Below are 26,305 nucleotides of genomic sequence, written 5' to 3'. Positions count from 1 at the left end.
ATTTCGGCCCCCTTTTTTTGTTGATGAAACGGTATATCTTACCCCGAGGTCCCGCTATGCGGGATCTTTTTATGCTCCAGCCGCCGTTTCCAGTGCCCTGCAGCCAGTATGCCTGCAATCACAAGGATGATGAAGAGAACATGCAGCAGCGGGTGCTGCTCAAAAAAAGGCTGGAGCTTCTGTTCACCGGTAATCATGGTGGAGGCGGTGTACCCCAGCACTGCGGAACCGATGTAAATAATCCAGGGATACCGGTTAATCAGCTTAATAAAAAGCGTACTGCCCCAGACCACAATGGGAACACTGATAAGCAGTCCTACCACAACCAGCGTGATATTGTGATTGGCTGCTCCGGCAATGGCGATGACATTGTCCAGACCCATGGCCGCGTCGGCAACAATAATTGTCCGCACAGCCGCCCACAGTGTGCCTCCGGCCTTGATATCCGCATCGTTATTTTCCCCGCTGAGCAGCTTGTAAGCAATCAGGATCAGCAGCAGCCCACCGAACAGCAGCAGCCAAGGGACTTTCAGCAGCCAGACAACCAGTATGGTAGCGATGATCCGCAGCACAACGGCTCCGCCCGTTCCAAGCAGAATAGCCTTTTTCTGGGTGCCTGCCGGTAAATTTCGTGCAGCAAGCCCGATGACAATAGCGTTGTCCCCCGCCAGAATCAAATCAAGAAAGACGATATTCAGCAAGGGCAATATAAAATCGGTAACAGTTGTATTCAAGCCGGGTCACTCCCATAGTTTGTTGGTCAGAGCATTAGATAGGTATAGTTTTGTATACGCTAAAAAAGGGCCGGACATGCATCAGCCGGGAAAAAAGTTGGACAGGAAGCATAGCTTGTCGCCATTCCACATACATGTAATTACATGTAGTCCGGGGAGGTAAAAGCTAATGGATTCCTTGTTGCTGCTTGGGGAAATATTGATGATCAATCTTGTGCTGAGCGGAGATAACGCGATGGTCATAGCGATGGCCAGCAAAAATCTCCCGGAGAAGAACCGCAAAACTGCTGTCTGGTGGGGGGCTGCGGGCGCTGTCATTCTTCGGTGTGTGCTGACGTTTGCGGCAGTGCTGCTGCTGAAAATCCCCTATATTGAAGCGGGCGGAGGCATTCTGCTGCTATGGATTGCCTTCAAGCTGCTGCTGGAGGAAGAAGAGGAGGTTAGGGTGGAGGAAAGCTCTACCGTGTGGAGGTCCATCCGCACCATTCTGTTGGCGGACTTTATCATGAGTCTCGACAATGTGCTGGCGATTGCGGGAGTAGCCAAAGGTGATTTGGCCATAATCGTTATCGGGATCGCGTTAAGCATTCCGATCGTCGTCTGGGGAAGCGGTATTATCGTCGGCTGGCTGCACCGGTTTCCTGTGCTTGTCTTCATCGGCGCCTACATACTCGCCCATACTGCTGGAGAAATGCTGCTGCAGGATGCCAAGTTTGGTGCGGTGCTTTCCTTTATGCTGCCGTCTTTACACTCCATTTTACCGCTTGCACTTGGTGTTATCGTTGTCCTGTCCGGCATGATTAAGCGGAGGACCGTATCCGCAGGTTAAGAAGCGGCAATACTAGAGGCTGTGCCAAAAGCTGGATAAGCTGGGGCGCAGCCTCTTTAGACTGAGCAGCTTTTTCAAAATATAAGGATTTATATGCTTCACGCTATAAATTATCCTTCTATTTCTCGCTGAAACGGATAACGTCCTTTTGAGGACCGTGAAGCCGTTTCCACTTGTCATCTCCTAAAATATGATGAATGATGGTGTTTTATTTATTTTTCAGATAAAATATAAAGGGAATCCTGTCGCAGGAATGAACTTTCGAAGTGACGAGGCAAGGAATAGACCGTGAATTTGAAGGGATGGGTGATTGATGTCTTCCAAAAACGACATGAAACTGGGTATTTTTATTGCCGCCGCCGGCATTGTGATTCTATTCGGAAAGCTGGGGGTGTTCGGGTTTCTCGGGCGGGCCTTATGGCCACTCGTGATACTGGTTCCAGGCCTGTTCCTGCATGTGCTCTTCTTCAGCCGCCGCGCTTCGGCAGCCGTGTTGATTCCGGCCGGAATATTGACTGTATATGGCTTGCTGCTCGGGTTATGCAATACCTGGGGCTGGGGGCTTATGACTCATCTGTGGCCGCTGCTGCTGTTAGGCATCGCTGTCGGGCTGTATGAATATTCGCTGTATTCTTCTGCGCGGACCGGCGGTCTGATGACTACGTCTGTCATACTGGGAGCACTGAGCCTGGTACTGTTTATCTTCAGTCTGCTGGGCACAGGAGCGTTGTATTTATTAGGTGCGGTACTGATTGCTGCAGGGATTTGGCTGATGGCCGGGCGCGGAAAACCGCGAAGCCGCAAGAAGTGGAACGGGGGCTGGTGAGTGAACCGGCAGCTGTGAAATTTGTGGATCTTCTCAAGGAAAAAAGGATCTGACTCGAAATTAGAAAAATTAAACGAAGTTGGAAATCGTTTTTTCAGAAAAAGACTTGCTTTTCATAGTGCTTTCACTATAATATTAAGGAATGTTGGAGCGTCGGCTTTCTGCCAGGCGCTTCTTTTGTGAGACTGCCGTGACATGCTATAAATTTAAACATTTTTAATTTGATAAATGAGAGGATTTGGATACAAATCATGCATTCAAGAAAAGATATTCGCAACATTGCGATCATTGCCCACGTTGACCATGGTAAAACAACACTTGTCGATCAGCTTTTGCAGCAATCAGGAATTTTTAGCGCGCATGAGCACCTGCAAGAACGTGCCATGGACTCGAACGACCTGGAGCGGGAACGCGGAATCACTATCCTAGCCAAAAATACAGCAATTACCTATAAAGAGTTCTTGATCAACATTGTAGATACCCCGGGCCATGCTGACTTCGGCGGCGAAGTTGAACGGATCATGAAGATGGTTGATGGTGTACTGCTTGTTGTTGACGCCTATGAAGGCTGCATGCCGCAAACGAAATTCGTTCTGCGCAAAGCGCTGGAACAGCACCTGACACCAATCGTTGTAGTGAACAAGATTGACCGTCCGGCTGCACGTCCGAAGGAAGTTATTGATGAAGTGCTGGATCTGTTCATTGAGCTTGAAGCCAGTGACGATCAGCTGGAATTCCCGGTAGTTTATGCATCCGCACTAAACGGCACATCGAGCATGGATACTGAGAAACAGGATGACAACATGCTTGCTTTGTATGAAACGATTGTTGAGCATATCCCGGCTCCGACCGAAAAGGTTGAAGAACCTCTGCAGTTCCTTGTTACGCTGATGGATTACAATGAATACCTTGGCCGTATTGCCATCGGACGTGTAAACCGCGGTGTTATCAAGCAAGGCCAATCCGTAACTGTTATTATGCGTGACGGTAAAAGCAAGACGGCACGGATCGAGAAGCTGTTCGGCTTCCAGGGCCTCAAACGCGTAGAAACTGAAGAAGCGGGCGCAGGCGATATCGTTGCTATCGCCGGCATTAAGGATATCAACATCGGTGAGACGATTGCTGATCCGCAGCATCCTGAAGCCCTTCCGGTCCTGAAGATCGATGAGCCTACGATGCAAATGACGTTCCTCGTGAACAACAGTCCGTTTGCCGGTAAAGAAGGCAAATGGGTAACTTCCCGTAAGCTGCGCGAGCGTCTGTTCAAAGAGCTCGAAACAGATGTCAGCTTGCGTGTGGATGAAACAGATTCTCCTGACGCCTTTATCGTATCCGGACGCGGTGAGCTTCACCTCGGTATCCTGATCGAGAATATGCGCCGGGAAGGTTATGAAATGCAGGTTTCCAAGCCTGAGGTTATCGTCAAAGAAATCGACGGAGCCAAGATGGAGCCGCTTGAACGTCTGATGATTGACGTTCCTGAAGAAAGCATGGGCGCCGTAATGGAGAGCCTGGGCAGCCGCAAAGCTGAAATGGTCAACATGATTAACCACGGTACTGGTCAAGTTCGTCTGGAATTCCTGATTCCTGCACGCGGCCTGATTGGCTACAATACACACTTCCTGACGCTGACACGCGGCTATGGTGTAATGAACCATGCCTTTGACAGCTATGCTCCTCTGATCGGCGGCCAGGTTGGCGGACGTCATCAGGGCGTGCTGGTGTCCAGTGAGACCGGAAGTACAACGTTCTACGGTATGATGGGCGTAGAAGACCGCGGTATTCTATTCCTTGAGCCAGGAACAGAAATCTACGAAGGTATGATCGTCGGTGAGCATACCCGTGATAACGATATTATCGTTAACATCTGTAAGGAAAAAGCACTGACAAACGTGCGTTCCGCTACAAAGGATGAAACGGTAAAAATGAAGACCCCACGGATGTTCTCTCTGGAAGGTGCGCTTGAGTATCTGAACGATGACGAATATTGTGAAATCACCCCGAAATCCGTTCGTCTTCGTAAGAAGATCCTGAACAAGGGCGAGCGTGAACGTGTAGAAAAGCAGCGTAAGTCAGCACAAGCCAGCCAGGCCTAAGCTGATATAGAACAAGCCGCCGGATGTTGAATCCGGCGGCTTGTATTTGTTTAAATATAAAAATTTATATGCTTCACGCTATAAATTATCTTTCTATTTCTCGCTGAAACGGGTACCGTCCTTTTGAGGACGGTGAAGCCATTTCCACTTGTGAGGCGATCTTTTAAATTGCAGGGATTATTTGCGGATTAAAGCTCCCGGGGATGATATAATGTAAGCGATACATACCTTGGGAGGAGTGGTGGGCTGTGCAGAGCTGGTTTGCGGAGCATCCTATTGTGGCCTATATTGTCATTTTTATATTGCTGACTTATGTGTATAACCGTGTATTCCGCGTGAATCAGAAGCTCCCCATCGGCAAAGAAATCGTGCTCTATCTGATGATGGCACTTGGTTCAGGCATGCTGCTGATTTTTCAGCACGACAAGTTGCCTATCATTCAGTGCCTGCTGGTGGCTGTAGGACTTATGCTGCTCGTGCGGGTCCGTTATTTTGTAGAGGCCCGGCAGAAGCGCAAGGCTGCAGCAGCCAAAAGACAATAAACGCAACTTTTATCGTTTGAAATCGTCTATAGTAAGTATAAATCAACCTAATCTATGCGAAATGAAAAGGACCTTATTCTATTATGAGTACAAGCAAGGGAAATTTACCTCCAAGAAGACCCGCTGGACCCCAACAAACGGGCAGAGGGCAGCAGGTTAAGGCTGCTCCTGGGAAGCAGGGCAAGAAAAAAGTGAAGAAACGGGGATTTGCAGCCCGTTTGGGAAAAATGCTATTAATTATCCTTTTAGTTGCGATTCTGGGAGTGCTGGGCTACGTAGGGTTTCTGTACTATAAGTTCGAGCAGGGAGGATTTGGAGTGGACCAGCCCGTTCAGGACAGCCAGCTTGCTTCGTCTAAGCCGCTGACTATGCTGTTGCTGGGAACCGACAACCGCCCGAAGCATCCGTCTAATCTCACGGATGTTATTATGGTTGCTGCACTGAATCCTAAGACGCATTCGGCGACGGTTGTCTCGCTTCCGCGGGATACTTACGTCGAGCTAAGCGGTTATAAGAAGACCAAGATCAATGCGTTTTACCCCCGCTTCAAGAGCAAGGAGAAAACCTCAGGCATTCTAGCTGAGGATGAGATGAAGACGATGATGGGCAAATATCTGGACATCGATGTCGAGTATGTCACCGTACTCGATTTTCAAGGCTTCCGTGATATTGTGGACGAGTTTGACGGAGTGGATGTCAACATCAGTGCCGACATGTGCTATACGGACAGTGTGGACGGAACAGATATTAATCTGAAGAAAGGCCCGGCCAAGCTGGATGGGGATGAGGCGCTCGATTATGTGCGTTACCGCAAGTCCAACTGTAGTCCAAGGACCCAGGCTTCCGATGACTTTGACCGCAATAAACGCCAGAACGAGGTATTGAACGGACTGGTTGGACAAATGCAGTCCATTGGAGGAGTGCTCAAAATAGGCAAGGTTTTTGACGCTGTGGGCGACAATATGCATAGTGACATTGAGAACGCACAGATCAAAAGCATGATTTCTACCTATTGGAAAATATCTAAAGAGAATATTGAATTTGTGCCGGTGACCGGAACCTGGCGCAGCCCGTATGTATATATTAACGATAAAGAGCTTGAAGCGGCAAAGAAGAGCCTTCAGGACCGGATTGCCGGGGTTTCCTCTGCTGCCTCAGAGTCTACTGCTCCTTAACGAAGGTCTGGAAGCAACTCTAAATTGAATGCAAGTTTGGGCGTGTGCTATAATATAATAAAGTGAACGCACATTTGCCGCATAGGGGGCCTGTACTTATGTCCGAAGCCGTTGCTCAGCTCAATGAAACCTTGCTATCGATGCTGCAGTCGGAAACGTTTGTCCTACTTAACACTGTTGATGCGGAATCCGGAGGCCCTACGTCTACGGCGATTTCCTGGATTTATGCAGTGAGCCCTTCTATCGTGCGTCTGGCGGTAGACCACCGCTCCAGACTTGTGAACAACATGAAGGTGAATCCAATGGTAACCGTAACAGTTTTTGGCGAGGGCACCGTTCATGCCATTAATGGGCGTGCTGTTGTGAGGCAGGATCCGCTGCCGGATGTTCCCTTCAAGATGTGCTGTTTTGATGTTGAAATTGAAGCGGTTCGCAACGCGCTGTTCTATGGCGCGCAGCTGGAGTCCGCTCCAAAATATGCTAAGGTATACGATGCGCGTGCGGCTGAGAAGCTGGACGGCCAAGTATTTGCCGCCATGCAAAAAGCCCAGTGAGGATCTCACTAGGCTTTTTTTGTCCAAAGAATCAGTTTATTGATTGTTGCCTTTCGGCTTGGTATCCTCTGGCAGCTGCGGTATGATGCGGCCGATGATATCCGCCATTTCTGCAGCGAAGCCGGACACCGGATTTCCCTTAGAGATATGGCGGCCCATTTCGTTCAGTCTGTTGGAGATATCCATATCGGCAGTGACGAAGGCCTTGACGCCCCGCGGATCTTTACGGATGGCTTCAGCCACCGAATATTTGATGCTTCCGACACGCGAACGTTCCAGCTTCCCGTCAACATCAATACCAACCACGGCGACATTATTCATTACGACACAGTGGGCACCGTTGACGCCTGGAACTCTTTGGGCCAGCTGTTCAAAATGATCCTTGAGTGCAACATCGCTTTCCCCCTTGCCGTCAGAAGTTTGTCCGGCTTCAGCGTAAGGGGCCATATTACCATCATTAGATAATGAACGCACCTCGCGGTTTCCCTGGCTGCTTAAAGCCTTGGCCGATTGTTTATCCTGAGGAGAGGGTGATGTCTCTTTATTAGCGATACCGCAGCTTGTCAGCAGCAGCAGTACCAGCAACAGACACATTGATTTTCTCATATGTGCTTACTCCTTTCAGTCAGAAATCAGTTCTTTACTTTATCTTGCCCTTGCTGAAAAGAGTTATGTATGATCAATCAAACCAGGCGCTGTGGAGGGGATAGCATGAAAAAGATATTTGTACTAGACACCAACGTGCTTTTGCACGACCCCAATTCGATCTTTGCTTTCAAGGAGCATGAAGTAGTCATTCCGGCCGTGGTTCTGGAAGAGATCGACTCCAAGAAGCGTAATGCCGATGAAATCGGCCGCAACGCCCGCACTGTGTCACGATTGTTAGACGGACTCCGGGAACTGGGCCACCTGCATAGCGGTGTAGTTCTGGAACATGGAGGCATGCTGAAGGTGGAGCTTAACCACCGCAGCTTCGTAAAGGTACAGGAAATGTTCGGTGAGGTATCCAACGACAACCGGATATTGGCTGTAGCGCTCAATTATCTTCATGAGGAGAACGAGAAAGCTGAACCACGTCCTGTGGTACTCGTAAGTAAAGATGTACTTGTCCGCATCAAAGCGGATGTGCTTGGCATTACACCGGAGGATTATTTATCTGACCGTACAGGTGATCTGAACGAGCTGTATACCGGCTACCAGTCATTGATGGTCCATCCTTCGCTGATTGATGAATATTACAGCCACCGTTTCCTGTCCGTCAAACAACTGCCCCTGTCCTATGCGCTCTACCCGCATGAATTTGTAATTCTGAAGGATGAGATCGGCAGCGGCAAATCTGCTCTGCTCAAAGTAAACAGCGACGCCACACGCCTTGAACCGCTTTATCTGGGCAATGATGCGGTGTGGGGTATCAGTGCCCGCAATGCCCAGCAGCGGATGGCGCTGGAGCTGCTGTTGAACGATGACATCCCGCTGGTAACTATTACCGGCAAGGCAGGAACAGGCAAAACGCTGCTGGCGCTTGCTGCCGGATTGTTCAAGGTGGAGGATGAACACCGCTACAAGAAGCTGCTCATCGCCCGGCCGGTTGTGCCGATGGGTAAAGATATCGGATATTTGCCCGGGGAGAAGGATGAGAAGCTGCGTCCGTGGATGCAGCCGATTTATGATAATTTGGAATTTCTGTTTGATACGAAGAAGTCCGGGGATATTGATAAAATACTCATGGGCCTCGGCAGCATCCAGGTGGAGGCACTAACCTACATCCGCGGACGTTCTATTCCTTCACAGTTCATCATTATTGATGAAGCTCAGAACCTTTCCCGCCACGAGGTGAAGACCATCGTCTCCAGAGCCGGGGAAGGCAGCAAGGTTATTCTTATGGGCGACCCGGAGCAGATCGACCATCCTTATCTCGATGCAGCGAGCAACGGTCTCAGCTATATTGTCGAGAAGTTTAAGCAAGAAGGGATTAGCGGTCATATCACACTGGAAAAAGGCGAGCGTTCCCGCCTGGCCCAGCTGGCCGCCGATTTACTGTAATCGGCAGCATTTGTCAGCCGGCTGCTGTAATGACACAATAAAAGGCTGCGAAACATACCCAGCACCGCGCAGCCAAATCATGATAAGCAACGCCGTAAAGCCGGGAGATCAATGTCTCCCGGCTTTTTGCCTGCCGGCCCCCTGAACGGCGGAGGTTTCAGAGCTTATACGCGATAATGGAATGGAGAGAAAGTTTGGAACTGGAGAAGCGCTAGCGTTCGCCTTTATCCTCGAATTTCTTCCGCTGCAGGCGGAACTATATAAGTTGAACAAAAGAACTACCTAGAGGCAAAAGCAGCGGAGGGGAATTTTGGAACTGTAGGAGCGATAGCGACCGCCTTTGTCTACGGATTTCAACCGCAAATAGCGGGTTAAATCAAGAAATCTGTAGACAACAGCGGCCGAAAGTCCAAACATTCACCGCAGTTGCGTTCTATGCCGGATCGGTAAATTTAAAGTTCAACTTATATAGAATCAGGAAATCTGAGGATAACAGCGATCGGAAGTCCAGATCTTTCTTGTAATGTAACATTATATCGCAAATGTCTCGAGGCCTCCGCCGTTACACCTATATAATAGAAAGAGAACGTTTTCAGCTAACACAGACAATCAAAGAATCATCTGGTAAAATAGGGGGACAAGTGTTTAGGCCGGAGGGGAAAAAGAAATGCTGAGACGCAAAAACTATTGGCTGCTGTTTGCAATACTGCTGCTTGCGCTGACAAGCTTGTCACCCAGCATGGAGCTGGACACCAGCGAACGCACCCGTCCGCAGAAGTTGCCGCTCGATCAATCAGAGCGCCCGGATTCGGGAGAGACTGGAAATGTGCAAAGCCTGCAGATTCGTGTTTCGCTGAGCAGCGAAGAGCTGCGTGAGCTGGAACGGATCAGCAGAAACTATACGTTATCGAGCGGGATTGAAGTTGTGCTGAGCAATGTGGACAGCGAGGAATCGGCTGAAGCTCTGAAGCAGGACCTGACTACAGGAGACAGTCCGGATATTGTGATGACCGATGGCCGCAATATATCCGATCTGGCCACCCGGGGGTATTTGCTACCGGTGGATGTCTACCAGAGCGTTCCCGGCAGCGCCCCGCTGACCCTGCTCATTCCGCAGATGCAGTGGAATGGATATGACTGGGGAGTTCCGCTCGATATTGATCCTTACGTACTGGTGTATTCTCCGGCGCGCCTCGCCGAATTGGGCCTTTCGGAAGCGCCGAAAAATCTGGAGCAGTGGAGCGGGCTGCTGAAGCATTTCAGAGAAGAACAGGATCAGGAACAATATATCCTGGCTATGGATACCCGCAATCCCTATGGTTACTCTGCGGTACTGGAAAGTATGGGGGCCAGCCTGACTTCAGAGAATACGGCAATGCTGGAGTGGACCCAGAACGCCCGCAGCTCCTTATATCTGACCAGCCGGTACAATAAAGAGCTCTGGAATATGCTCCAGGAGGGAAAGGTCGCCGTAGCTGCACTTCCGCTCTCTGAATTCCAGAAGCACGGGAATTCATCGCTGGCTGTGGAAGTGCCACTGCCTGGCGGGAGCAGTAAAGGCTATGAGGCAATGTTCAGCCGTTTCTTCGCTCTTCCCGCAGAGTCGAGCAACCCGGAGGCGGCGGTGAAATGGCTCGCCTATATTACCTCCAGCTCCGCGCAGCTGGAATGGCTGGAGAACACGGGGCGTCTGCCTGCGCTGGAAGAGCTTTACCGTTCGGGACTTCCGGAGATGGCCAGGCTTCCTTTTGACTCCCGGGTGCTGCTGACAGACGAAGCCATCACTGAGGAAAGACCGGTTGGCGGCTGGAGTGAGCTCTCCACGGCGGTGGCAATGCTCCTTACCGGCAAGCTGGATGCCGCAGGATACCGGGAAGCACTGGCAGCAACCTCAAAATGAGATGGAGAGCTTTACATAAAGCACGCCTTCTTTGCTTTCTACTTCGGTCGCATGCAGAAGTGAGACGATTTTCTCGGGATAAAACCCTAGATCGAATTCTTCCTCCAGTGACTGGCGGGTGGAATCAGGCAGCTCCAGGCCGTTAAATACTACATTGTCGACATGGAACATTAGCCCGTTAACAGGTTCGTTTTCAATCGTGTAATGACCGGTCAGGGTAAGCTTCAAGCCGCCGCTGGTTCCCGAAGCAGTCACCTGACCCTTGTTGAAATGAAAAGCGAAATCCTTAAATAGCTCATTTTGTGAAATCAGAAAGGTATTAAGATCCTCTTCCTTCAGCGCAAGGGTGTAGGTCATTCCTTTGCGGGTCAGCATCCCGCTTTTGCTCTGGACAAATTGCGGCAGATGATTCATTGCCGATGACAAAGCCTTAAAATAGGTTTTCACTTCATGAATACCAATGTTCTCCCAATACCTCGTAAATTCGTTCAGCAGCGCGCTCATGCTCTCCGGATCGCTGCTGGCGCTGATTCCTCCTTCAATCTCCTCATTTAACGCGGCCACCCGCGTTTTTTGTTCGGTAAGAGCCGTTTTAAGCTCCTCAAGCTCCTTGCTGCTGCGCAGCGAAGCCGTTATCGTGGATTTCATATCTTTGTATTGCTCTTCATAATGATTCAGGATGTCGCGGTCCTGCCCAATAATAATCTCGTAATAATCGTACAGGGCAAGCATCCGGCTGATACTTTTAGCGGAGAGCAGAGCAGCCAGCAGACTATCTCTATCCCCCATATAATAAGAGCGAATGACAGCCCCGGCACGTTCTTGTTGATCTGCGATAGCTGCTTCTTTTTCTGCTGCTTGTTTGCTGAGGAGTGAAACCTTCTTCTCGAGAACCTTTTGCTCCGCGGTAACTCTAAGGATCTCACGTTCGATTTCAGCAGAGGACAACGTCTGCTCCAGCAGCCTGCGGGTCTCTTCGTTATCGGGAAAATCAGGAGGAGAAGAGACGGCGGCAGCACTAGAGCCCATGGAAAGCGAGGCCGCAGAGGTCAGCGGCAGCATCGTGCAGAGAAGCAGAATGAGCAGGAAGGCGAACCTTCGGCTTAAAATATTGCGGGAAAGCACTACACCACCACCTTTGGCAAAATAGAATAGGTATGTACTATTAATATGTTTTGTCCTGCTAAAATATCATACCCTGTTTTCCGCCTCCCGGCCTACAAAAAAAGACAAACAAAAAAGGAAGCCGTCCTTATTTCTAAGGAATGACTTCCGTTTGATTGGCCAATAGCCATTATAGCGGCAACCCCATCTGAAAGATGGTCCAGTAGCTGAAGCCGGTAAATGTAACAATCATATATCCCCAGAACAACATGATGTAGGTCTTTTCTGTAAACTTCAGATAGCCAAGTATTACAAAAAAGGCGGTTTGTAAGAAGAAAAGTAAGGCCATCTCGGTTAAATCCCCGGCAAAAGCCATCAGCCCGATTACGAGCGTGAAAAACCCCAATACGCGAAACATGCGGTCCAAGAGAGTGTCCCCCTTCTTAGAATGGTCCCCGAATATGACTTCTTTGGATTGATTATACCTCCTGGACAAAAGACTGTAAACGAATTCATTGAAAAAAACCTTTGTTTTTTAAATTAATATGATTTTTGACATTGACATATGTGTTTAGTAAGAAAAATTAGAAATTATAGCAATGTGCGTATGATGTTTAAGCAAAATGGAAATACAATTTAGTATCAAATAGATTCTATGAACTCTATCAGAGGCATAGAAATGGAGTAAGCAGCTTTTATCCTATTCACTACCCGGCGGAGCTGCCGGTTATGAAGATGGTTATTTCATGATGTTGTTAGGAGGGTTAGGCTTTATGACAGCCGTTAGACAAGATGCTTGGAGTGCTGAAGATGATTTGGTTTTGGCAGAAATAACGCTGCGTCATATCCGGGAAGGCAGTACGCAACTCGCTGCTTTTGAAGAGGTGGGAGAAAAAATCGGAAGGACCTCGGCGGCATGCGGATTTCGCTGGAACAGTTGTGTCCGCAAAAGCTATGAGGATGCAATTGGCATCGCCAAAGGTCAACGCCAGAAGCGGAGTTATTTGAAAAAACAGCCGATGAACAGGGGAGCACAGGTAGCAGGACTGATTCTCGGCGACATTGAAGAAGAATATGGACGAAGCGAAGGTTTGAACGAAAATTCGTTATCCATTGATGCGGTTATCCGTTTCCTCAGACAGTGGAAAGGAACCTTTCACGAGGCGGGACGCCAGCTGAAGATGCTGGAAAGAGATCTGCGGGAGAAGGAAGATGAATTATCCGAGCTCAGGGTGGAAAATGAGCGGTTATCGAAGGAAGTTAACCTCGCCCAAAGTGATTACCGCGTGGTAAACGATGATTACAAGGCACTGATTCAGATTATGGACCGTGCCCGCAGACTTGCTTTCCTTAACGAAGAGGAAGAGGAAATGAAGACGCGGTTCAAAATGGATGCCAACGGCAATCTCGAACGTATGGAATAAAGTTATGCAACAGTATGACCCGCAAACAGAGCTGCCTTCGGGCACAGTGTTTGCGGTTTTTTGTTTTTGCATTTGCGGAAGCCTGCGGATATAATGAGGGAAATTATTGGAAGGGTGCGGAGGCAAGGCGTGAAAATTGATATTATTGGCGCGGGATCACTTGGTTTGCTGCTGGCAGGAAAACTTATCGGCGCCGGAGCCGAGGTCAGAATCTGGTGCCGAAGTGAAGAACAGGGCAGGGCGCTGGAGGAGAACGGTATTACAATAAGCTATGAGGATGGCCAACCCCCGGTTTTCCTTCCGCCCGACAAATTTAGGTCAGCAGCTGTGAACACCTTTGCCGAAGTTTATCTGCGTGATCCGGGGGAGTTCATGGCAATTATGGTCAAGCAGAATGCACTCCACAATGAATTCCCGCAGATATTGCTTCCACTAAAGCATAGCAAGATTCAAGCGGTGTGTTTTCAGAATGGCTACGGCCATTTGGAGCTGCTGCAGGAGTTGCTGCCACAAGCAGCAGTTTGGGCAGCGGTAACCACTGAGGCAGCCAAAAGAAAAACATTAACGGAGGTTATTCATGCAGGGAGAGGAGAAATATGTATAGGGAAGGTTGGCGGCAGCAATACTACTCATGGTCCATCCGCGCTAATTAGTTTCATTGAAACGCTCACAGCAGCAGGATTCTCCGCCTCTATGTCGAAAGAAGTGGATACCATGATTTACCGGAAGCTTTTAATCAATGCTGTGATCAATCCCCTTACAGCGATCTGGCGCGTACCGAACGGTGAATTGCTCGCTTCCGAGCAGCGCATACATTTGATGAAGGAACTGTATGAGGAAGCGATTGCCGTATATGAAGCCTGCGGTATTGCTCTTGAAAGTAACGCCTGGGAAGGCATCATGGAGGTTTGCCGGGCAACAGCCGGCAATATTTCATCAATGCTTGCCGATGTGTTGTCCTCAAGAGCAACGGAAATACGCTGGATTAATGGGAGCATTGTGGATATGGCGGAGCGGAGTGGCATCGATGCTCCACAACACCGCTGGATTTGCCGGATGGTAGAAGGCATGCTTGTGAGGGAGAGGTGAGGCTGTTTGGAATTTCTGCGGAATTCGTTCATTACTATAAGCGTTATTCCGATTGTTCCTTTTTTAATCGTCTATTTTGCGGGAATAGGCCTCAAAAAAGAAAAGAAAAGCACTTTTTTGCTGGCAATGGACGTGACTACATTATTTTTATTTCTTTCCGTATCGGCCTTGTTTAATATCATCTTTGATTCGGGTTGGGGCTTCTATCTTATACTACTTATTGTATTAATATCCACCGGATTGATTGGAGGGGCTCAAAATCGCTTAAAAGGAAAAGTGGATGGAAAACGGTTACTTCGGGCAGTATGGCGGCTTTCTTTCTTTTTTATGACCGTTAGTTACATTCTGTTTTTGGTCGTAGGCCTCATTCGATACATATCACAAGCGATGTAATGTTCCACTGCTTCGGTGAAGCGTCAATGTCACAAATCTTTTAAGTTTAAAAAAAAATCGGTTTTCAGAAAATATTGCTCTAGATTTTTTTGACCACTGGTTGTATAATCATAAACCATATACCACATTCTATTTAGGGGGAACTGCTAGATGAAGAAGAGTAAAAGTCTATTGCTCATGATTGCATTAGTTTTAGTCATCGGCACAGTGCTTGCTGGCTGCGGCGGAAACAATGCTAACAATGGCAAAAATGCCAGCCCGACCAATGCGCCGGCTGACAATGCAGGTAACAAGAATACAGGAAACGCAACTGGCGATGAGAAGTTAGCTGCTGACCAGACGCTTAAGATCAACCTGAGCTCCGAGCCTCCTACATTTGACCCGCAACAAGCTCAAGACAGCACATCCAATGCTATCCTGAAATTGCTGTATGAAGGACTTACTCGTCAAAATGCAGAGACTGGGCAAGCTGAAGAAGGTATTGCTGAGTCCTGGGAAATCTCCCCTGACGGCCTGGTGTATACGTTCAAACTTCGTGATGCAAAATGGAGCAACGGCGACCCTGTAACAGCTAAAGACTTCGCCTTTGCTTGGAAGCGTGTCCTTGATCCGAATGCAGAACAAGTGGCTCCTTACGCTTACCAACTGTACTACATCAAAGGTGCTAAAGATTTCAATGAAGGCAAAATCACTGACTTCAGCCAAGTTGGCGTTAAAGTAGTTGACGATAAAACACTTGAAGTGACACTGGCCAACCCTACACCGTATTTCTTGGGTCTGTTGTCTTTCTATACGTACTACCCAGTGCATAGTTCCGTTGCAAATGATCCAAAATGGGCAACTAAGGTTGAAACCCAAATCACTAACGGACCTTTCACTTTGTCGGAGTGGACGACTGGCCAATCTCTGGCCGTAGTTAAGAACCCATCGTACTATGCTGCAGATCAAATTAAAGCAGCAGGCATCAATTTCTCCGTTGTAAACAGTGGTGCAACTGAACTCTTGAGTTACAAAAACGGCGAACTTGACCGTGCAGGCGGTCCGATTGGAGAAATTCCAACCGAGCAGCTGCCAATCGTTGAGAAAGAATTCCCTAAAGAATTTGCAAGAAAAGGTATTTCCAGCGTTTACTACTACCAGTTCAATGTAACTGAAAAACCTTTTACAAATGCTAAAATCCGTAAAGCCTTGGCTATGGCTATCCAACGTCAGCCAATCATCGATAATATCACTTTGGGCGGACAACTGCCAGCATTTGGTTTTGTTCCTCCGGGCATCCAAAGCAATGAGAAAGCATACCGTGATCAAGTAGCTGATTCCCAATACTTCAGTGAAGATGTAGAAGGCGCTAAAAAATTGCTTGCCGAAGGTCTGAAAGAAGAAGGCTTGGATAAACTGAGCTTCACTCTTTCCTACAATACAAGTGAAGGCCACCAGAAAATCGCTGTAGCTATTGCGGATATGTGGAAAAAGAGCCTCGGCGTTGAAGTTAAACTGGAAAACAAAGAGTGGGGTGTCTTTCTCAAAGATAAACAGAACCTGAACTATCAAGTAACACGCGCTGCTTGGTCCGCGGATTACAATGATCCAATGACATACCTTGATATGTGGGTAACTGGCGGCGGTAACAATGATGCTGGTTATTCCAACCCAGCGTATGACAAACTGATCGACGAAGCTAAAAAATCTTCAGACAATGCCCTTCGTCAAGAGAAGTTTGCTGCTGCAGAAAAATTACTTATGGATGATATGCTTCTGATTCCGATCTATTACTACACAAATAACTCGTTGACTAAAGAGTACCTTAAAGGTGTAACTCTGGACTTCAGCGGTGCAATCGACCTGACCCGCGCTTACTTGCTCGAACACTAAGAGAGAAGCTAGCAACAAAATACAGTAATATAATATCTGAAGGTTTTTATATTACTTCGGGATATATATGTGGAACTCCATATATATCCCTTTTTTTTGTATGGGATAGTAAATGAGATTATTTGGAAAAAATAACAATTTGATTAAATGGACAAATGAGTATTTTTTCCTTAGAATAGGTAAGTAAAAATATTGTCGAAGGAGGTGATGGCGGGCATGGTTCGTTATATTTTCAACAGATTTCTCCACATGATTATTTCTCTGTTTGTCTTGATATCTGCGACCTTTTTCTTAATGAAGGCGATTCCCGGAGATCCATTCACAGCAGAAAAGAAAATTCCTGAACAAATTTTGCAGCGTCTATACGCGCAGTATAATTTGGACAAGCCCGTCTTTGAGCAGTACGTTATTTATTTGAAGAATATTATTAGAGGTGACCTGGGCATTTCAATGAAAATGCTTAACCAGGAAGTAACAGATATTATTTCACAAACCTTCTCTTCATCGCTGAAGCTTGGGGTTGTGGCTATTATTGTAGCGATTATCATAGGTGTAGGGCTAGGGATGCTTGCGGCTCTGCATCACCGGAAATTGATCGATAATGTCGCAATGATATTGGCTGTTCTCGGTATTGCGGTACCTAGCTTTGTTGTGGCTTCATTGCTGCAATATTTGCTGGCTTATCATTGGAAAATTTTCCCTGTCATGGGCTTTAAAGGACCGATGAATTATTTCCTCCCGGTTATGGCACTGACGGCGTCGCCGATTGCAGTCATTGCACGTCTTACACGTTCCAGCATGCTTGAAGTGCTTCATGCCGATTACATCAAGACAGCAAAGGCGAAGGGCCTCAACTGGATGTCGATTTTATCCCGCCACGTGTTGCGCAACGGTATTATGCCGGTAATTACTTATGTGGGACCGATGACCGCGAACATTATTACCGGTTCTGTTGTCATTGAACAAATCTTCGGTATCGGCGGTATCGGTAAACAGTTCGTTCAAGCGATTAATACACGTGACTATCCGATTATTATGGGTATCACCATATTCTATGGTGTAATCTTGATGGTCGCACGTTTCCTTACGGATGTCGCTTATGTTGCTGTTGACCCACGTATAAAACTTGCTGGAGGAAAGGAGGATTAACGTTGGCTGCAAATAATAATACTGTTGCTCCACATGTGGACCTGAAGCCCGAAGATTTCCGTAAAATCGGCATTGATGAGAAGGAAGCGGAAGTGATTCAGCGCGAAAGCCTTTCCGCTTGGCAGGATGCATGGCAGCGTCTGCGCCAGAACAAATTAGCTATGGTTGCGCTGGTTATTATGATCTTGATTGTCATTATGGCCATCGTTGCTCCGCATTTGGTTCCTTATACTTATGATTCGAATGATTTGATGAGTACGAACAAGAAACCATCCTTGGATCACTTGTTTGGAACGGATGATTTTGGACGCGATGTATTTGTCCGCACCTGGATGGGTGCCCGGATCTCGCTGATTGTCGGCCTTGCCGCTGCGATGATCGACTTAATCTTTGGTGTTATTTACGGTGGGGTCATGGGATTCTTCGGTGGACGCATCGATACAGTAATGAACAAGTTTTCCGAAATTTTATATTCGATTCCTTATCTGCTCGTAGTAATTATGCTGCTTGTAGTATTTGAACCGAGTCTGTGGACGATTATACTTGCCTTGACCATTACGGGCTGGATCAATATGTCCTGGATTGTACGCGGCGAAATTATGCAGCTCAAAAACCGTGAATTCATCTTGGCCTCACGCTCTATGGGTGCTGACTGGAAACGGCTGCTGTTCAAGCATTTGCTTCCAAATGCAATGGGACCTATTATTGTTACCGTAACGTTGTCCGTACCAAGCGCAATCTTCTCCGAAGCGTTCCTCAGCTTCCTCGGACTTGGCGTACAGGCACCGGTAGCTTCACTTGGTTCCATGATCAATGACTCCCTTACAGGCTGGATGTACTATCCTTGGCGGATGATCTTCCCTGCGCTTGTTATCAGCTTGACCATGCTGTCCTTTAATATTTTTGGTGATGGACTCCGTGATGCACTGGATCCTAAGCTGAAGAAATAGGAGGTGAACATTGATGGAACCCATTCTGCAAGTCAAAGATCTGCATGTTTCCTTTTTTGTAAAAGGCGGAGAAGTACAGGCTGTCCGCGGTATGAATTTTGAAGTAGGCATAGGTGAAACGGTAGCCATTGTCGGTGAATCCGGCAGTGGTAAGAGCGTTACGGCGCAGTCGATTATGCGGCTCATCCCTACACCGCCCTCCAAAGTGAAACAGGGCGAGATTATTTTTCAAGGACAGAATCTGCTGAACAAAAGCATGAAACAAATGGAAAGTATTCGCGGCAAAGATATTGGCATGATATTTCAAGACCCGATGACTTCTTTAAACCCAACTATCAAAGTGGGCAAACAGATAACCGAAGTTTTGATCAAACATCAGAATATGTCAGCGGCCGAAGCGAAAAAGCATGGTATTGAGATGCTGAAATTAGTTGGCATCAAAAATGCGGAGGCTCGCTTTAACCAATATCCCCACGAATTCTCCGGCGGGATGCGCCAACGTGTAATGATTGCCATTGCACTGGCCTGCCGCCCGGCTCTGCTGATTGCAGATGAGCCGACAACGGCGCTTGACGTTACCATTCAAGCGCAAATCATGGATGTTATGAAAGAGATGCAGCAAAAGCTGGGGACCTCCATCATCCTGATCACTCATGATCTCGGCGTAGTTGCCGGCATGTGTGACCGGGTCATCGTTATGTATGCTGGTGAAGTGGTGGAAACAGGTACCAGATGGGAAATCTTTAAGAATCCGCAGCATCCGTATACCAGGGGGTTGCTGCGGTCGATGCCGCGTCTGGACCAAAAGAAGGGTGAGCCTTTGATTCCGATCATCGGGACTCCCCCGGATCTGATTAAGCCGCCGATCGGCTGTCCGTTCACAGCGCGTTGCAGTGAAGCAATGCATGTCTGCGAACAAATCGATCCCGGTGCAACAGAGTTCAGCGAAACGCATATGGCGCGTTGCTGGAATCTGCATTCGATGGCCAAGGAGGTGCAGTTCGTTTGAGTAAGAACCTGATTGAAGTTGAAGGTCTTAAGAAATATTTTAATGTAGGCAAAGGTAAAGTTCTTAAGGCTGTTGATAATATTAATTTCTCGATCCGCGAAGGTGAAACCCTGGGTATGGTTGGGGAATCCGGATGCGGAAAGACTACTGCCGGCCGTACGGTTCTTCGTTTGTATGAACCGACTGCAGGAAGCGTAAAGTACAATGGCACTGATATCTATAAATTATCCGCGGGCAAAATGAAGGCGCTGCGCCGTGACATGCAGATGATTTTTCAGGATCCGTATGCTTCACTTAACCCGCGTCTAACGGTGTCCGATATTATCGGGGAAGCACTGGACATCCATGGGATGGCCGGAAGCCGTGCAGAACGCAAGAAACGGATTGAAGAACTGCTGGATATGGTTGGACTTAACCATGACCATGCTACCCGCTATCCGCATGAATTCTCCGGCGGCCAACGCCAGCGTATCGGGATTGCCCGCTCGCTTGCGGTAAACCCTAAGTTCATCGTCTGCGATGAGCCGATTTCCGCACTTGACGTGTCCATTCAGGCGCAGGTTGTCAACCTGCTCAAAGAACTGCAGGACCGTCTTGGACTTACTTATCTCTTTATCGCGCATGATTTGTCCATGGTTAAGCACATCAGTGACCGAGTGGCAGTAATGTACCTGGGTAAAATGGTTGAGCTTGCAGAAAGTGAAGAGCTTTATGCGAACCCGCTTCACCCGTATACGAAATCGCTGCTGTCGGCGATTCCAGTTCCCGATCCGGAAATTGAAGCCAACAAGAAGCGTATTCATCTGCATGATGAGCTTGGCAGCCCGATTTACTCGGCTAACGAGAAGAGCAATGACAGCGACTTTGAATTGATTGAAGTTTCCAAGGGACATTGGGTTACCAAGCAATATGTATAACTGAATGCAGTTGAAATACGTTCAAAAAGAAGATACATTAGAGCCATTGTGGTCTCTAATGTATCTTCTTTTTTTAAAAGGAATAATATAGAAAACATTTACTTATTATAACATTTGTCATACTTTCACCCACTCTAAAGATGCTATATATATTTATATAAAAGTATTTTTATAGGAGGTTTATATGAAATCTTCAAATTATAACTTTTTTATTGATTTTCCAGAAAGTAATCAAGTATTAGCCTATAATTCAAGAACAGCATCACTAGCCTTGCTGGAACCCAAAAATTATAAGGAATATCTGGAGTTTGAAAAAAACTCGGTAATTGCTGGTCTAGACGAAGACTTTCTCAAAAAACTGAAAATTGGCGGCTTTATTCTGGAGAATGATATTAATGAGCATGATATTATCACGCATCATCTGCTGCGGAACAGATACAAGACGGATACCCTTGACCTGACTATTGCCACAACACTTAATTGTAATTTGGGTTGCGTTTATTGTTTCGAGAAAGATATTCGGAGTAATAAGAAAATGGGCGATGAGGTTAAAGACAGAATAGTAAGCATTGTAGAGGAACAGGCGGGAACGATTAAATTCCTTAGTATCTGCTGGTACGGCGGAGAGCCCCTGCTGGATATGACTGTAATTAGGGATCTTTCCAATAAGTTTATAGATATTTGCGAGAGTAACAAAATAGAATATAGCGCGAGCATTATAACCAACGGCTATAACTTAACACCAGATATCGCAGCTGAGCTGGCAAGCCTAAAAGTCACGTTTGCCCAAGTGACCATTGATGGGCCGAAGCCTATTCATGATGTGCGACGGCCTCTGGTTGGAGGACAGCCCACTTTTGACCGAATCTTAAATAATGTAGAGAAAGCCAGCGAAATTCTGCCTATTACATTAAGAATCAATACGGATGACAGCAACAAGGATGATATGGACTCTCTGCTGGATTTGATTGTTGCAAGAGGGTTGGGTTCGAAAGTCGGAGTCTATCTTGCCCAGGTGAAGAACGAGAATGAATGTTATAACACCAATGTATGTATGGCTACCTCCGCATTTACAGAGATATCTGACAACTTCGACAAAAAGGCTCATCTTATGGGGATCGGAAGCAATCTTTATCAATATCCTGCGCCTACCGGTCCTTACTGCGGAGCTGACAGTGCAAATTCTTATGTGATCGATCCTGAGGGCTATCTCTACAACTGTTGGACTGAGGTTGGTGATATGTCGAAAAGTTTTGGGAATTTGGTAGATTACAGTTTTGAAGGAAACATTGGCTTGAAGCTTCAGTACATGCTGTATGAGCCGCAGCAAAATGAAGAGTGCGCCAATTGCAAATATTTGCCTCTGTGTATGGGGGGGTGTCCCTATGAACGGCTGAATAACGCGGGGGATTATTGTGCAGCCATTAAATACAATCTGGAGAGGAAGATTAAAAATTACGCCAAATACGTAATCGAGTATCAAAAGGAAGCCAAAGAAAAGGTTGAAGTCTAGGTATGTGGGTTCATCTTATTGGATGAGCATCATATAAATTAACTTTATTGGAGGTTATATCATGGAATTTCTTGTTCAACCTATGTATTCTGGAAGTGCCGCCAACTGTCCCAACTTGCAGCACTGTAATTGTTACCAGGGCGGAGACTGCAATTTTCATGTATGTGTAGACAAGGGCAGCTCCTGTATTGCGCACAAGCCAGGCTGTATTGCTTGGATGTAGTCATCAACATTTACTAACGGTTGTCCGTCCGGATAAAGCATTACCTTATCCGGGCGGCAATGCAGGTTGGGGCGAATATGAAAATAAAACAATTAACGAGACACGTGTTTACCCGCAACTACAAGAGCCTGGCGCCTCTCTTTATCATGTCTTTGTTTTCATCGGTCATCTTTAATTTGCTTCTTCCCAATCTTAATGGAGAATACTTTGATGAGTTGACCCGAGGCGCCGAACACCGACTATATACGGTATTATTTTATTTGTTAATTGTGAATGCGGGAGGGCTTGTTCTTTCCTTTTTCTTAAGCCTGCTTAATAGCGTTGCTGGCTCAAGGGTAGCGCTGAAGGTCAACTTTGAAGTAATTGAGCATATTCAGAAGACACCTTTGGAATACTCCAACAAAATCAATCCAGTCTTTGTAACCCAACAAGTGAACAATGACAGTCATGTGGTGACAGATTTCTTCCTGGACTTTCTGATCCAGGGCTTTGTCAGTCTTTTGATTTTAATATCAACGGTTGTTTTAATGTTCAAAATCAATATATTGATTGGTGTATTGTTCTTATTGGCTGTACCTGTTTATGCGGTTGTTTATTTTATGTTCAAGAAGCCTATTTACCAGAGTGCTTATCTCATGAAAAATGAGCAGTCACAGCTTTTCTCCCAGATGAACCGGCAGTTAAGCAATATACAGTTAATCAAACAGCAGAACTGGTTCAAGTCACTGAAACAAGAACTGCTGAGTCATTCGGCGAGCTTCATGAAAGGATTAATCCATAATTCGAGAATATTGAACTTAGCCTCCTCGGCCAACGGGCTTGTTATGCAATTGTTCAATATTGCTGTTTTGTATATTGGCGCCGTCTCTGTTGTTCAAGGGAAAATGACCATCGGAGAGATAGTTATTGTTACCTCCTATGTTGGTTCCGCAGTAAGCTCTTCCAGATATTTTATAGATAATTTCAGCAAGTATCAGACTATAAAAGCCTCCATGGACAGATTGGAGGAGCACTTATCCGTGGCTCCTGAAATGAACAACGAAGCTGTGCTATCTACCATTGATAAAGTGATATTGAAGCAAGTCTCATTTGAACTGAATAATGTCCATATTCTGGACGGGTATGACTATGTTTTTACCAAAGGAAATATTTATGCCGTAACCGGATATAACGGAAGGGGAAAATCCAGCTTTGTCAATGTAATCACCGGTTTGTATCAGATGTACGGCGGAAATATTTTTTTTAATGATACTAATATCAGAGAACTGGATATGTACAAATTAAGGGGAGAGTTGATTGGCATTGTCGAACAAAACCCCTATATCGTCAGCAATAACTTCAAAGAAAATCTTACATATGGTTTAACATCCCTACGGGACTCCGAGCTGGATCTGTTCATCCAGAGCTTTAAGCTGGAAGGAAAAATGACCGAAACGCAGTCACAGGGGGAAATGCTACTGTCTGGCGGGGAAGCCCAAAAGTCATCTATAATACGAACCTTGTTAAAAAAACCGCAGCTACTCATCTTGGACGAGCCCACATCCATGCTGGATAAGGAATCAACCGTTTGTCTGCTTGAAACTCTTGTTCGGCTAAAGAATGAGGCCATAATCATTATTGTTACGCATGACAGCAATGTAATGGATATATGCGATGAGATTATCAATCTGGATACTGAACATAACCAGAAGAAGCCTCAAGTATACCTGGCTTCGCCTTAATATATAAGCCCGTATTCAATACCGTCAACCGGATACGGACTTTATATAAATAAATATTTATTTATAGGAGGATTCACACATGACCTTTTTAGTAGAACCATCTTATTCAGTGCTTGGCTCGAGTTGTCCGAAATTATCTTCCTGTGATTGTTACCAAGGTGGTAGATGTTCATTTAGTGTATGTGTATCCAAAGGAGACAGCTGCATCGGGTATAAACCCGGTTGTTTGGCATGGATGTAAACTGGTAAAACGAGAAGTAGGAGAAAAAAATGGAATTTATGGTAACTTCATTAACGATGGATTCCCGGTCCCATGCCGTGTTTTCCTGTAATTGTTATCACCGCGGGAAATGCCATGTGTCAAAATGCATTGGTAAAGGCAGCAGTTACAATCACTATAAAAAAATATAAGGATAGTCAATCTGTAAAGCTAGACCAGCTGAGATATTCGGCCAGGTCTAGTTTTTTCATTTCTTTTTGACGCCGCCCTTCACTTTGGATACAATCAGATAGTATTATCCGTATCAATTTCTACATATATGAAGCAACAGGAGAAGAGGAGGCCACAGCTATGAACGTAATACCGGAACCGATCCCGGGCGGATCTGCGCTCGCACGCGACTATATAGAACGTTATGAACAGGTAAGCAATCTGTACGGCGGCGATTTCCGCGATGAAGAGGGTAGACGCCGGCGGGCGGAGTGGCTGGATGGCAGCGAGCAAGCCCGCGCCGATCGCGCCGATGTTGCGGCTTGTCTGCGTAGTTACAATGCCGTGCACAATCCACACGAAGCTGTGCAGGCTTCGCTGGCGCTGCTGGAGCAGCCAGGGACGCTGGTGGTGACCGGGGGGCAGCAAAGCGGCCTGTTTACAGGTCCGCTGTTTGTCGTATATAAGGCACTCACCACCATTCAGGCGGCAAAAGAAGCTGCAGTCCAGCTAGGACGGCCGGTTGTGCCGCTCTTTTGGATTGCCGGTGAAGATCATGACTGGGATGAGGTTAATCATACATTTGTCTTAAACCGTACCGGGGAGATCACCAGAATCAAGCTGGACAAAGCTGAAGGCCCCCGTTCTTCTGTCAGTGATATTAAGGTGGAAGAATCGGGATGGGAGCAGGTCATTGCCGAACTGGATGGCCTCCTTCAAGAAAGTGAATTCAAACCGCAAATCATGGAGTTTATCCGTGAATCTTCACGAATGGCGGGCAGCATGAGCGATGCTTTTGCTAAGCTGATCGGTTCGCTATTCGGCAAATTCGGCCTGATTCTGCTGGATTCTGCCGATCCGCAACTGCGCAGGCTGGAGAAACCGTTTTTTGCCAAACTGATTGAACGCAATGATGAGCTGGAAGCAGCCTACAAACAATCGGCGATGCGTATAGTTGAAGGAGGTTATGAGCTGCAGGCAGATGTGACCTCCGGGAATGCGAATCTTTTCTATATACATGAAGGTGCGCGGCTGCTGCTGCATAAGGCGGATGGGCGATATACTGACCGCAAGGGTGTCGTCTCCTTCTCACCGGAGGAATTGCTGGCAGTGCTTGAAGACCATCCTGAACGCTTCAGTAACAATGTGCTGACACGCCCGCTTATGCAGGATTATGTCCTGCCGGTTCTGGCCACAGTACTGGGACAAGGGGAACTGGCCTATTGGGCCATTCCACGCAATGCCTTCGAAGTTGTCAGCGGGCAGATGCCGCTGATCCTTCCGCGCATGTCTTTTACAGTCATAGAAGGAACACTGCACAAGCATATGAATAAATACAGCCTCTCCTTCGCGGATGTAAGACAAGGGCTTGAGCAGAAACGGAAAGAATGGATCACTGCCCAGGATGAACTGGAGCTTGGCCGCCGGTTCGAGGAAACGAAGGAAGCCTTCTCCGTCATGTATGAGCCGCTGATCGAACAGCTCGGAACGATTCAGGCCGGTCTGCTTAAATTAGGCAATAACAATAAAGAGAAGATCCTGGATCAGATTGCATTTTTACAGGGGAAAGCCCAGGATGCCATGGAGAAACAAAATGAAGCTGCGCTCCGCCAATGGGAACGGATTGAGCTGTCACTCATGCCGCTGGGAAAGCCGCAGGAAAGAGTATACAATATGATGTATTACTTGAACCGCTACGGCCCGGCTTGGCTGGATGAACTGATGACCATACCCGCCGACTTCAGCGGAACGCACCGTATTATTTATATGTAGGAAAAGAAAAGTAAGCTTACGAAGCAAGTTTTGTTCGAA

General features: G+C 47.0%; 23 protein-coding genes. 19 read left to right on the top strand and 4 right to left on the bottom strand.

What is annotated here, in order from left to right:
* Nucleotides 1-38 precede the first annotated feature (38 nt).
* Nucleotides 39-734: a TerC family protein gene (locus AC3WT9_RS14545; protein ID WP_341095492.1), complete on the bottom strand. Its 696-nt coding sequence runs from the start codon at nt 732-734 to the stop codon at nt 39-41.
* A gap of 169 nt (nt 735-903) precedes the next feature.
* Here AC3WT9_RS14545 and AC3WT9_RS14540 point away from each other — a divergent pair, with 169 nt between their 5' ends.
* The 6 genes from AC3WT9_RS14540 (at nt 904) to AC3WT9_RS14515 (ending at nt 6,756) form a co-directional block, all read left to right on the top strand.
* The gene (locus AC3WT9_RS14540) at nt 904-1,563 is read left to right on the top strand and encodes a TerC family protein (protein ID WP_341095490.1); all 660 of its coding nucleotides are present in this window, start codon (nt 904-906) and stop codon (nt 1,561-1,563) included.
* 313 nt (nt 1,564-1,876) lie between these two features.
* A complete protein-coding gene (locus tag AC3WT9_RS14535) occupies nt 1,877-2,389 on the top strand; it encodes a hypothetical protein (RefSeq protein WP_341095488.1) in 513 nt (170 codons plus the stop codon).
* A 251-nt stretch (nt 2,390-2,640) separates the two neighbouring features.
* Nucleotides 2,641-4,485, top strand: coding sequence for a translational GTPase TypA (gene typA, locus AC3WT9_RS14530; protein ID WP_038595399.1), 1,845 nt, complete (start codon nt 2,641-2,643; stop codon nt 4,483-4,485).
* Between the two features lie 248 nt (nt 4,486-4,733).
* The gene (locus AC3WT9_RS14525; RefSeq protein WP_341379535.1) at nt 4,734-5,027 is read left to right on the top strand and encodes a YlaH-like family protein; all 294 of its coding nucleotides are present in this window, start codon (nt 4,734-4,736) and stop codon (nt 5,025-5,027) included.
* 83 nt (nt 5,028-5,110) lie between these two features.
* Nucleotides 5,111-6,202: an LCP family protein gene (locus AC3WT9_RS14520; protein ID WP_492407687.1), complete on the top strand. Its 1,092-nt coding sequence runs from the start codon at nt 5,111-5,113 to the stop codon at nt 6,200-6,202.
* A gap of 98 nt (nt 6,203-6,300) precedes the next feature.
* Nucleotides 6,301-6,756: a PNPOx family protein gene (locus AC3WT9_RS14515; protein ID WP_038595395.1), complete on the top strand. Its 456-nt coding sequence runs from the start codon at nt 6,301-6,303 to the stop codon at nt 6,754-6,756.
* 36 nt (nt 6,757-6,792) lie between these two features.
* Here the strand turns inward: AC3WT9_RS14515 and AC3WT9_RS14510 are convergent, their stop codons facing one another.
* Nucleotides 6,793-7,362 (bottom strand): YhcN/YlaJ family sporulation lipoprotein, encoded by a 570-nt coding sequence (locus tag AC3WT9_RS14510; RefSeq protein ID WP_341095482.1) that lies wholly within the window; start codon nt 7,360-7,362, stop codon nt 6,793-6,795.
* 105 nt (nt 7,363-7,467) lie between these two features.
* On the opposite strand from AC3WT9_RS14510, the gene AC3WT9_RS14505 reads away from it, so the two are divergent.
* Both AC3WT9_RS14505 and AC3WT9_RS14500 read left to right on the top strand, forming a co-directional pair.
* Nucleotides 7,468-8,799 (top strand): PhoH family protein, encoded by a 1,332-nt coding sequence (locus AC3WT9_RS14505; protein ID WP_076109033.1) that lies wholly within the window; start codon nt 7,468-7,470, stop codon nt 8,797-8,799.
* A 667-nt stretch (nt 8,800-9,466) separates the two neighbouring features.
* Complete coding sequence (locus AC3WT9_RS14500; protein ID WP_341095479.1) at nt 9,467-10,699, top strand: sugar ABC transporter substrate-binding protein; 1,233 nt, start codon at nt 9,467-9,469, stop codon at nt 10,697-10,699.
* Here the strand turns inward: AC3WT9_RS14500 and AC3WT9_RS14495 are convergent.
* Together AC3WT9_RS14495 and AC3WT9_RS14490 are read right to left on the bottom strand one after the other, a co-directional pair.
* Nucleotides 10,691-11,824: a coiled-coil domain-containing protein gene (locus AC3WT9_RS14495; RefSeq protein WP_341379531.1), complete on the bottom strand. Its 1,134-nt coding sequence runs from the start codon at nt 11,822-11,824 to the stop codon at nt 10,691-10,693. The two genes, AC3WT9_RS14500 and AC3WT9_RS14495, sit on opposite strands and share 9 nt — an antisense overlap.
* A 169-nt stretch (nt 11,825-11,993) precedes the next feature.
* Complete coding sequence (locus AC3WT9_RS14490) at nt 11,994-12,230, bottom strand: DUF2626 domain-containing protein (protein ID WP_038595390.1); 237 nt, start codon at nt 12,228-12,230, stop codon at nt 11,994-11,996.
* 346 nt (nt 12,231-12,576) lie between these two features.
* Here AC3WT9_RS14490 and AC3WT9_RS14485 point away from each other — a divergent pair, with 346 nt between their 5' ends.
* From AC3WT9_RS14485 to bshC, 11 genes are all read left to right on the top strand, one after another.
* Entirely contained in the window at nt 12,577-13,227 is a 651-nt protein-coding gene (locus tag AC3WT9_RS14485; RefSeq protein WP_341379530.1) for an RsfA family transcriptional regulator, read from the top strand.
* Between the two features lie 129 nt (nt 13,228-13,356).
* Nucleotides 13,357-14,316, top strand: coding sequence for a ketopantoate reductase family protein (locus AC3WT9_RS14480; RefSeq protein ID WP_341379529.1), 960 nt, complete (start codon nt 13,357-13,359; stop codon nt 14,314-14,316).
* Between the two features lie 6 nt (nt 14,317-14,322).
* Nucleotides 14,323-14,709: a DUF3397 domain-containing protein gene (locus tag AC3WT9_RS14475; RefSeq protein WP_341095469.1), complete on the top strand. Its 387-nt coding sequence runs from the start codon at nt 14,323-14,325 to the stop codon at nt 14,707-14,709.
* Between the two features lie 150 nt (nt 14,710-14,859).
* Entirely contained in the window at nt 14,860-16,581 is a 1,722-nt protein-coding gene (locus AC3WT9_RS14470) for a peptide ABC transporter substrate-binding protein (protein WP_341095468.1), read from the top strand.
* A gap of 216 nt (nt 16,582-16,797) precedes the next feature.
* On the top strand, nt 16,798-17,730 hold the full coding sequence (locus AC3WT9_RS14465) for an ABC transporter permease (protein WP_341097757.1): 933 nt from the start codon (nt 16,798-16,800) through the stop codon (nt 17,728-17,730).
* Between the two features lie 2 nt (nt 17,731-17,732).
* Nucleotides 17,733-18,680 carry an ABC transporter permease gene (locus AC3WT9_RS14460; RefSeq protein ID WP_341095467.1) on the top strand — a complete coding sequence of 316 codons (948 nt, stop codon included), beginning with the start codon at nt 17,733-17,735 and terminating at the stop codon, nt 18,678-18,680.
* A gap of 13 nt (nt 18,681-18,693) precedes the next feature.
* Entirely contained in the window at nt 18,694-19,689 is a 996-nt protein-coding gene (locus tag AC3WT9_RS14455) for an ABC transporter ATP-binding protein (RefSeq protein ID WP_341095465.1), read from the top strand.
* Nucleotides 19,686-20,606 (top strand): ABC transporter ATP-binding protein, encoded by a 921-nt coding sequence (locus AC3WT9_RS14450; RefSeq protein ID WP_341095463.1) that lies wholly within the window; start codon nt 19,686-19,688, stop codon nt 20,604-20,606. The genes AC3WT9_RS14455 and AC3WT9_RS14450 overlap by 4 nt, the downstream gene beginning before the upstream one ends.
* Nucleotides 20,607-20,790: 184 nt before the next feature.
* Nucleotides 20,791-22,119 (top strand): radical SAM/SPASM domain-containing protein, encoded by a 1,329-nt coding sequence (locus AC3WT9_RS14445; protein WP_341379527.1) that lies wholly within the window; start codon nt 20,791-20,793, stop codon nt 22,117-22,119.
* A gap of 300 nt (nt 22,120-22,419) precedes the next feature.
* Nucleotides 22,420-24,063 (top strand): ABC transporter transmembrane domain-containing protein, encoded by a 1,644-nt coding sequence (locus AC3WT9_RS14440; protein WP_492407686.1) that lies wholly within the window; start codon nt 22,420-22,422, stop codon nt 24,061-24,063.
* Between the two features lie 571 nt (nt 24,064-24,634).
* Nucleotides 24,635-26,266: a bacillithiol biosynthesis cysteine-adding enzyme BshC gene (gene bshC / locus AC3WT9_RS14435; RefSeq protein WP_341379525.1), complete on the top strand. Its 1,632-nt coding sequence runs from the start codon at nt 24,635-24,637 to the stop codon at nt 26,264-26,266.
* Nucleotides 26,267-26,305: the final 39 nt, after the last annotated feature.

The sequence above is a fragment of the Paenibacillus sp. EB106-06-01-XG199 genome, from assembly GCF_058791575.1.
This window is presented reverse-complemented; position numbering and strand designations above follow the sequence as displayed.

Coding starts and splice junctions, on each gene's coding strand:
- AC3WT9_RS14540 (WP_341095490.1), top strand. CDS start 904: ATGGATTCCTTGTTGCTGCTTGGGGAAATATTGATGATCAATCTTGTG.
- AC3WT9_RS14535 (WP_341095488.1), top strand. CDS start 1,877: ATGTCTTCCAAAAACGACATGAAACTGGGTATTTTTATTGCCGCCGCC.
- typA (WP_038595399.1), top strand. CDS start 2,641: ATGCATTCAAGAAAAGATATTCGCAACATTGCGATCATTGCCCACGTT.
- AC3WT9_RS14520 (WP_492407687.1), top strand. CDS start 5,111: ATGAGTACAAGCAAGGGAAATTTACCTCCAAGAAGACCCGCTGGACCC.
- AC3WT9_RS14515 (WP_038595395.1), top strand. CDS start 6,301: ATGTCCGAAGCCGTTGCTCAGCTCAATGAAACCTTGCTATCGATGCTG.
- AC3WT9_RS14510 (WP_341095482.1), bottom strand. CDS start 7,362: ATGAGAAAATCAATGTGTCTGTTGCTGGTACTGCTGCTGCTGACAAGC.
- AC3WT9_RS14505 (WP_076109033.1), top strand. CDS start 7,468: ATGAAAAAGATATTTGTACTAGACACCAACGTGCTTTTGCACGACCCC.
- AC3WT9_RS14500 (WP_341095479.1), top strand. CDS start 9,467: ATGCTGAGACGCAAAAACTATTGGCTGCTGTTTGCAATACTGCTGCTT.
- AC3WT9_RS14485 (WP_341379530.1), top strand. CDS start 12,577: ATGACAGCCGTTAGACAAGATGCTTGGAGTGCTGAAGATGATTTGGTT.
- AC3WT9_RS14470 (WP_341095468.1), top strand. CDS start 14,860: ATGAAGAAGAGTAAAAGTCTATTGCTCATGATTGCATTAGTTTTAGTC.
- AC3WT9_RS14465 (WP_341097757.1), top strand. CDS start 16,798: ATGGTTCGTTATATTTTCAACAGATTTCTCCACATGATTATTTCTCTG.
- AC3WT9_RS14455 (WP_341095465.1), top strand. CDS start 18,694: ATGGAACCCATTCTGCAAGTCAAAGATCTGCATGTTTCCTTTTTTGTA.
- AC3WT9_RS14445 (WP_341379527.1), top strand. CDS start 20,791: ATGAAATCTTCAAATTATAACTTTTTTATTGATTTTCCAGAAAGTAAT.
- AC3WT9_RS14440 (WP_492407686.1), top strand. CDS start 22,420: ATGAAAATAAAACAATTAACGAGACACGTGTTTACCCGCAACTACAAG.
- bshC (WP_341379525.1), top strand. CDS start 24,635: ATGAACGTAATACCGGAACCGATCCCGGGCGGATCTGCGCTCGCACGC.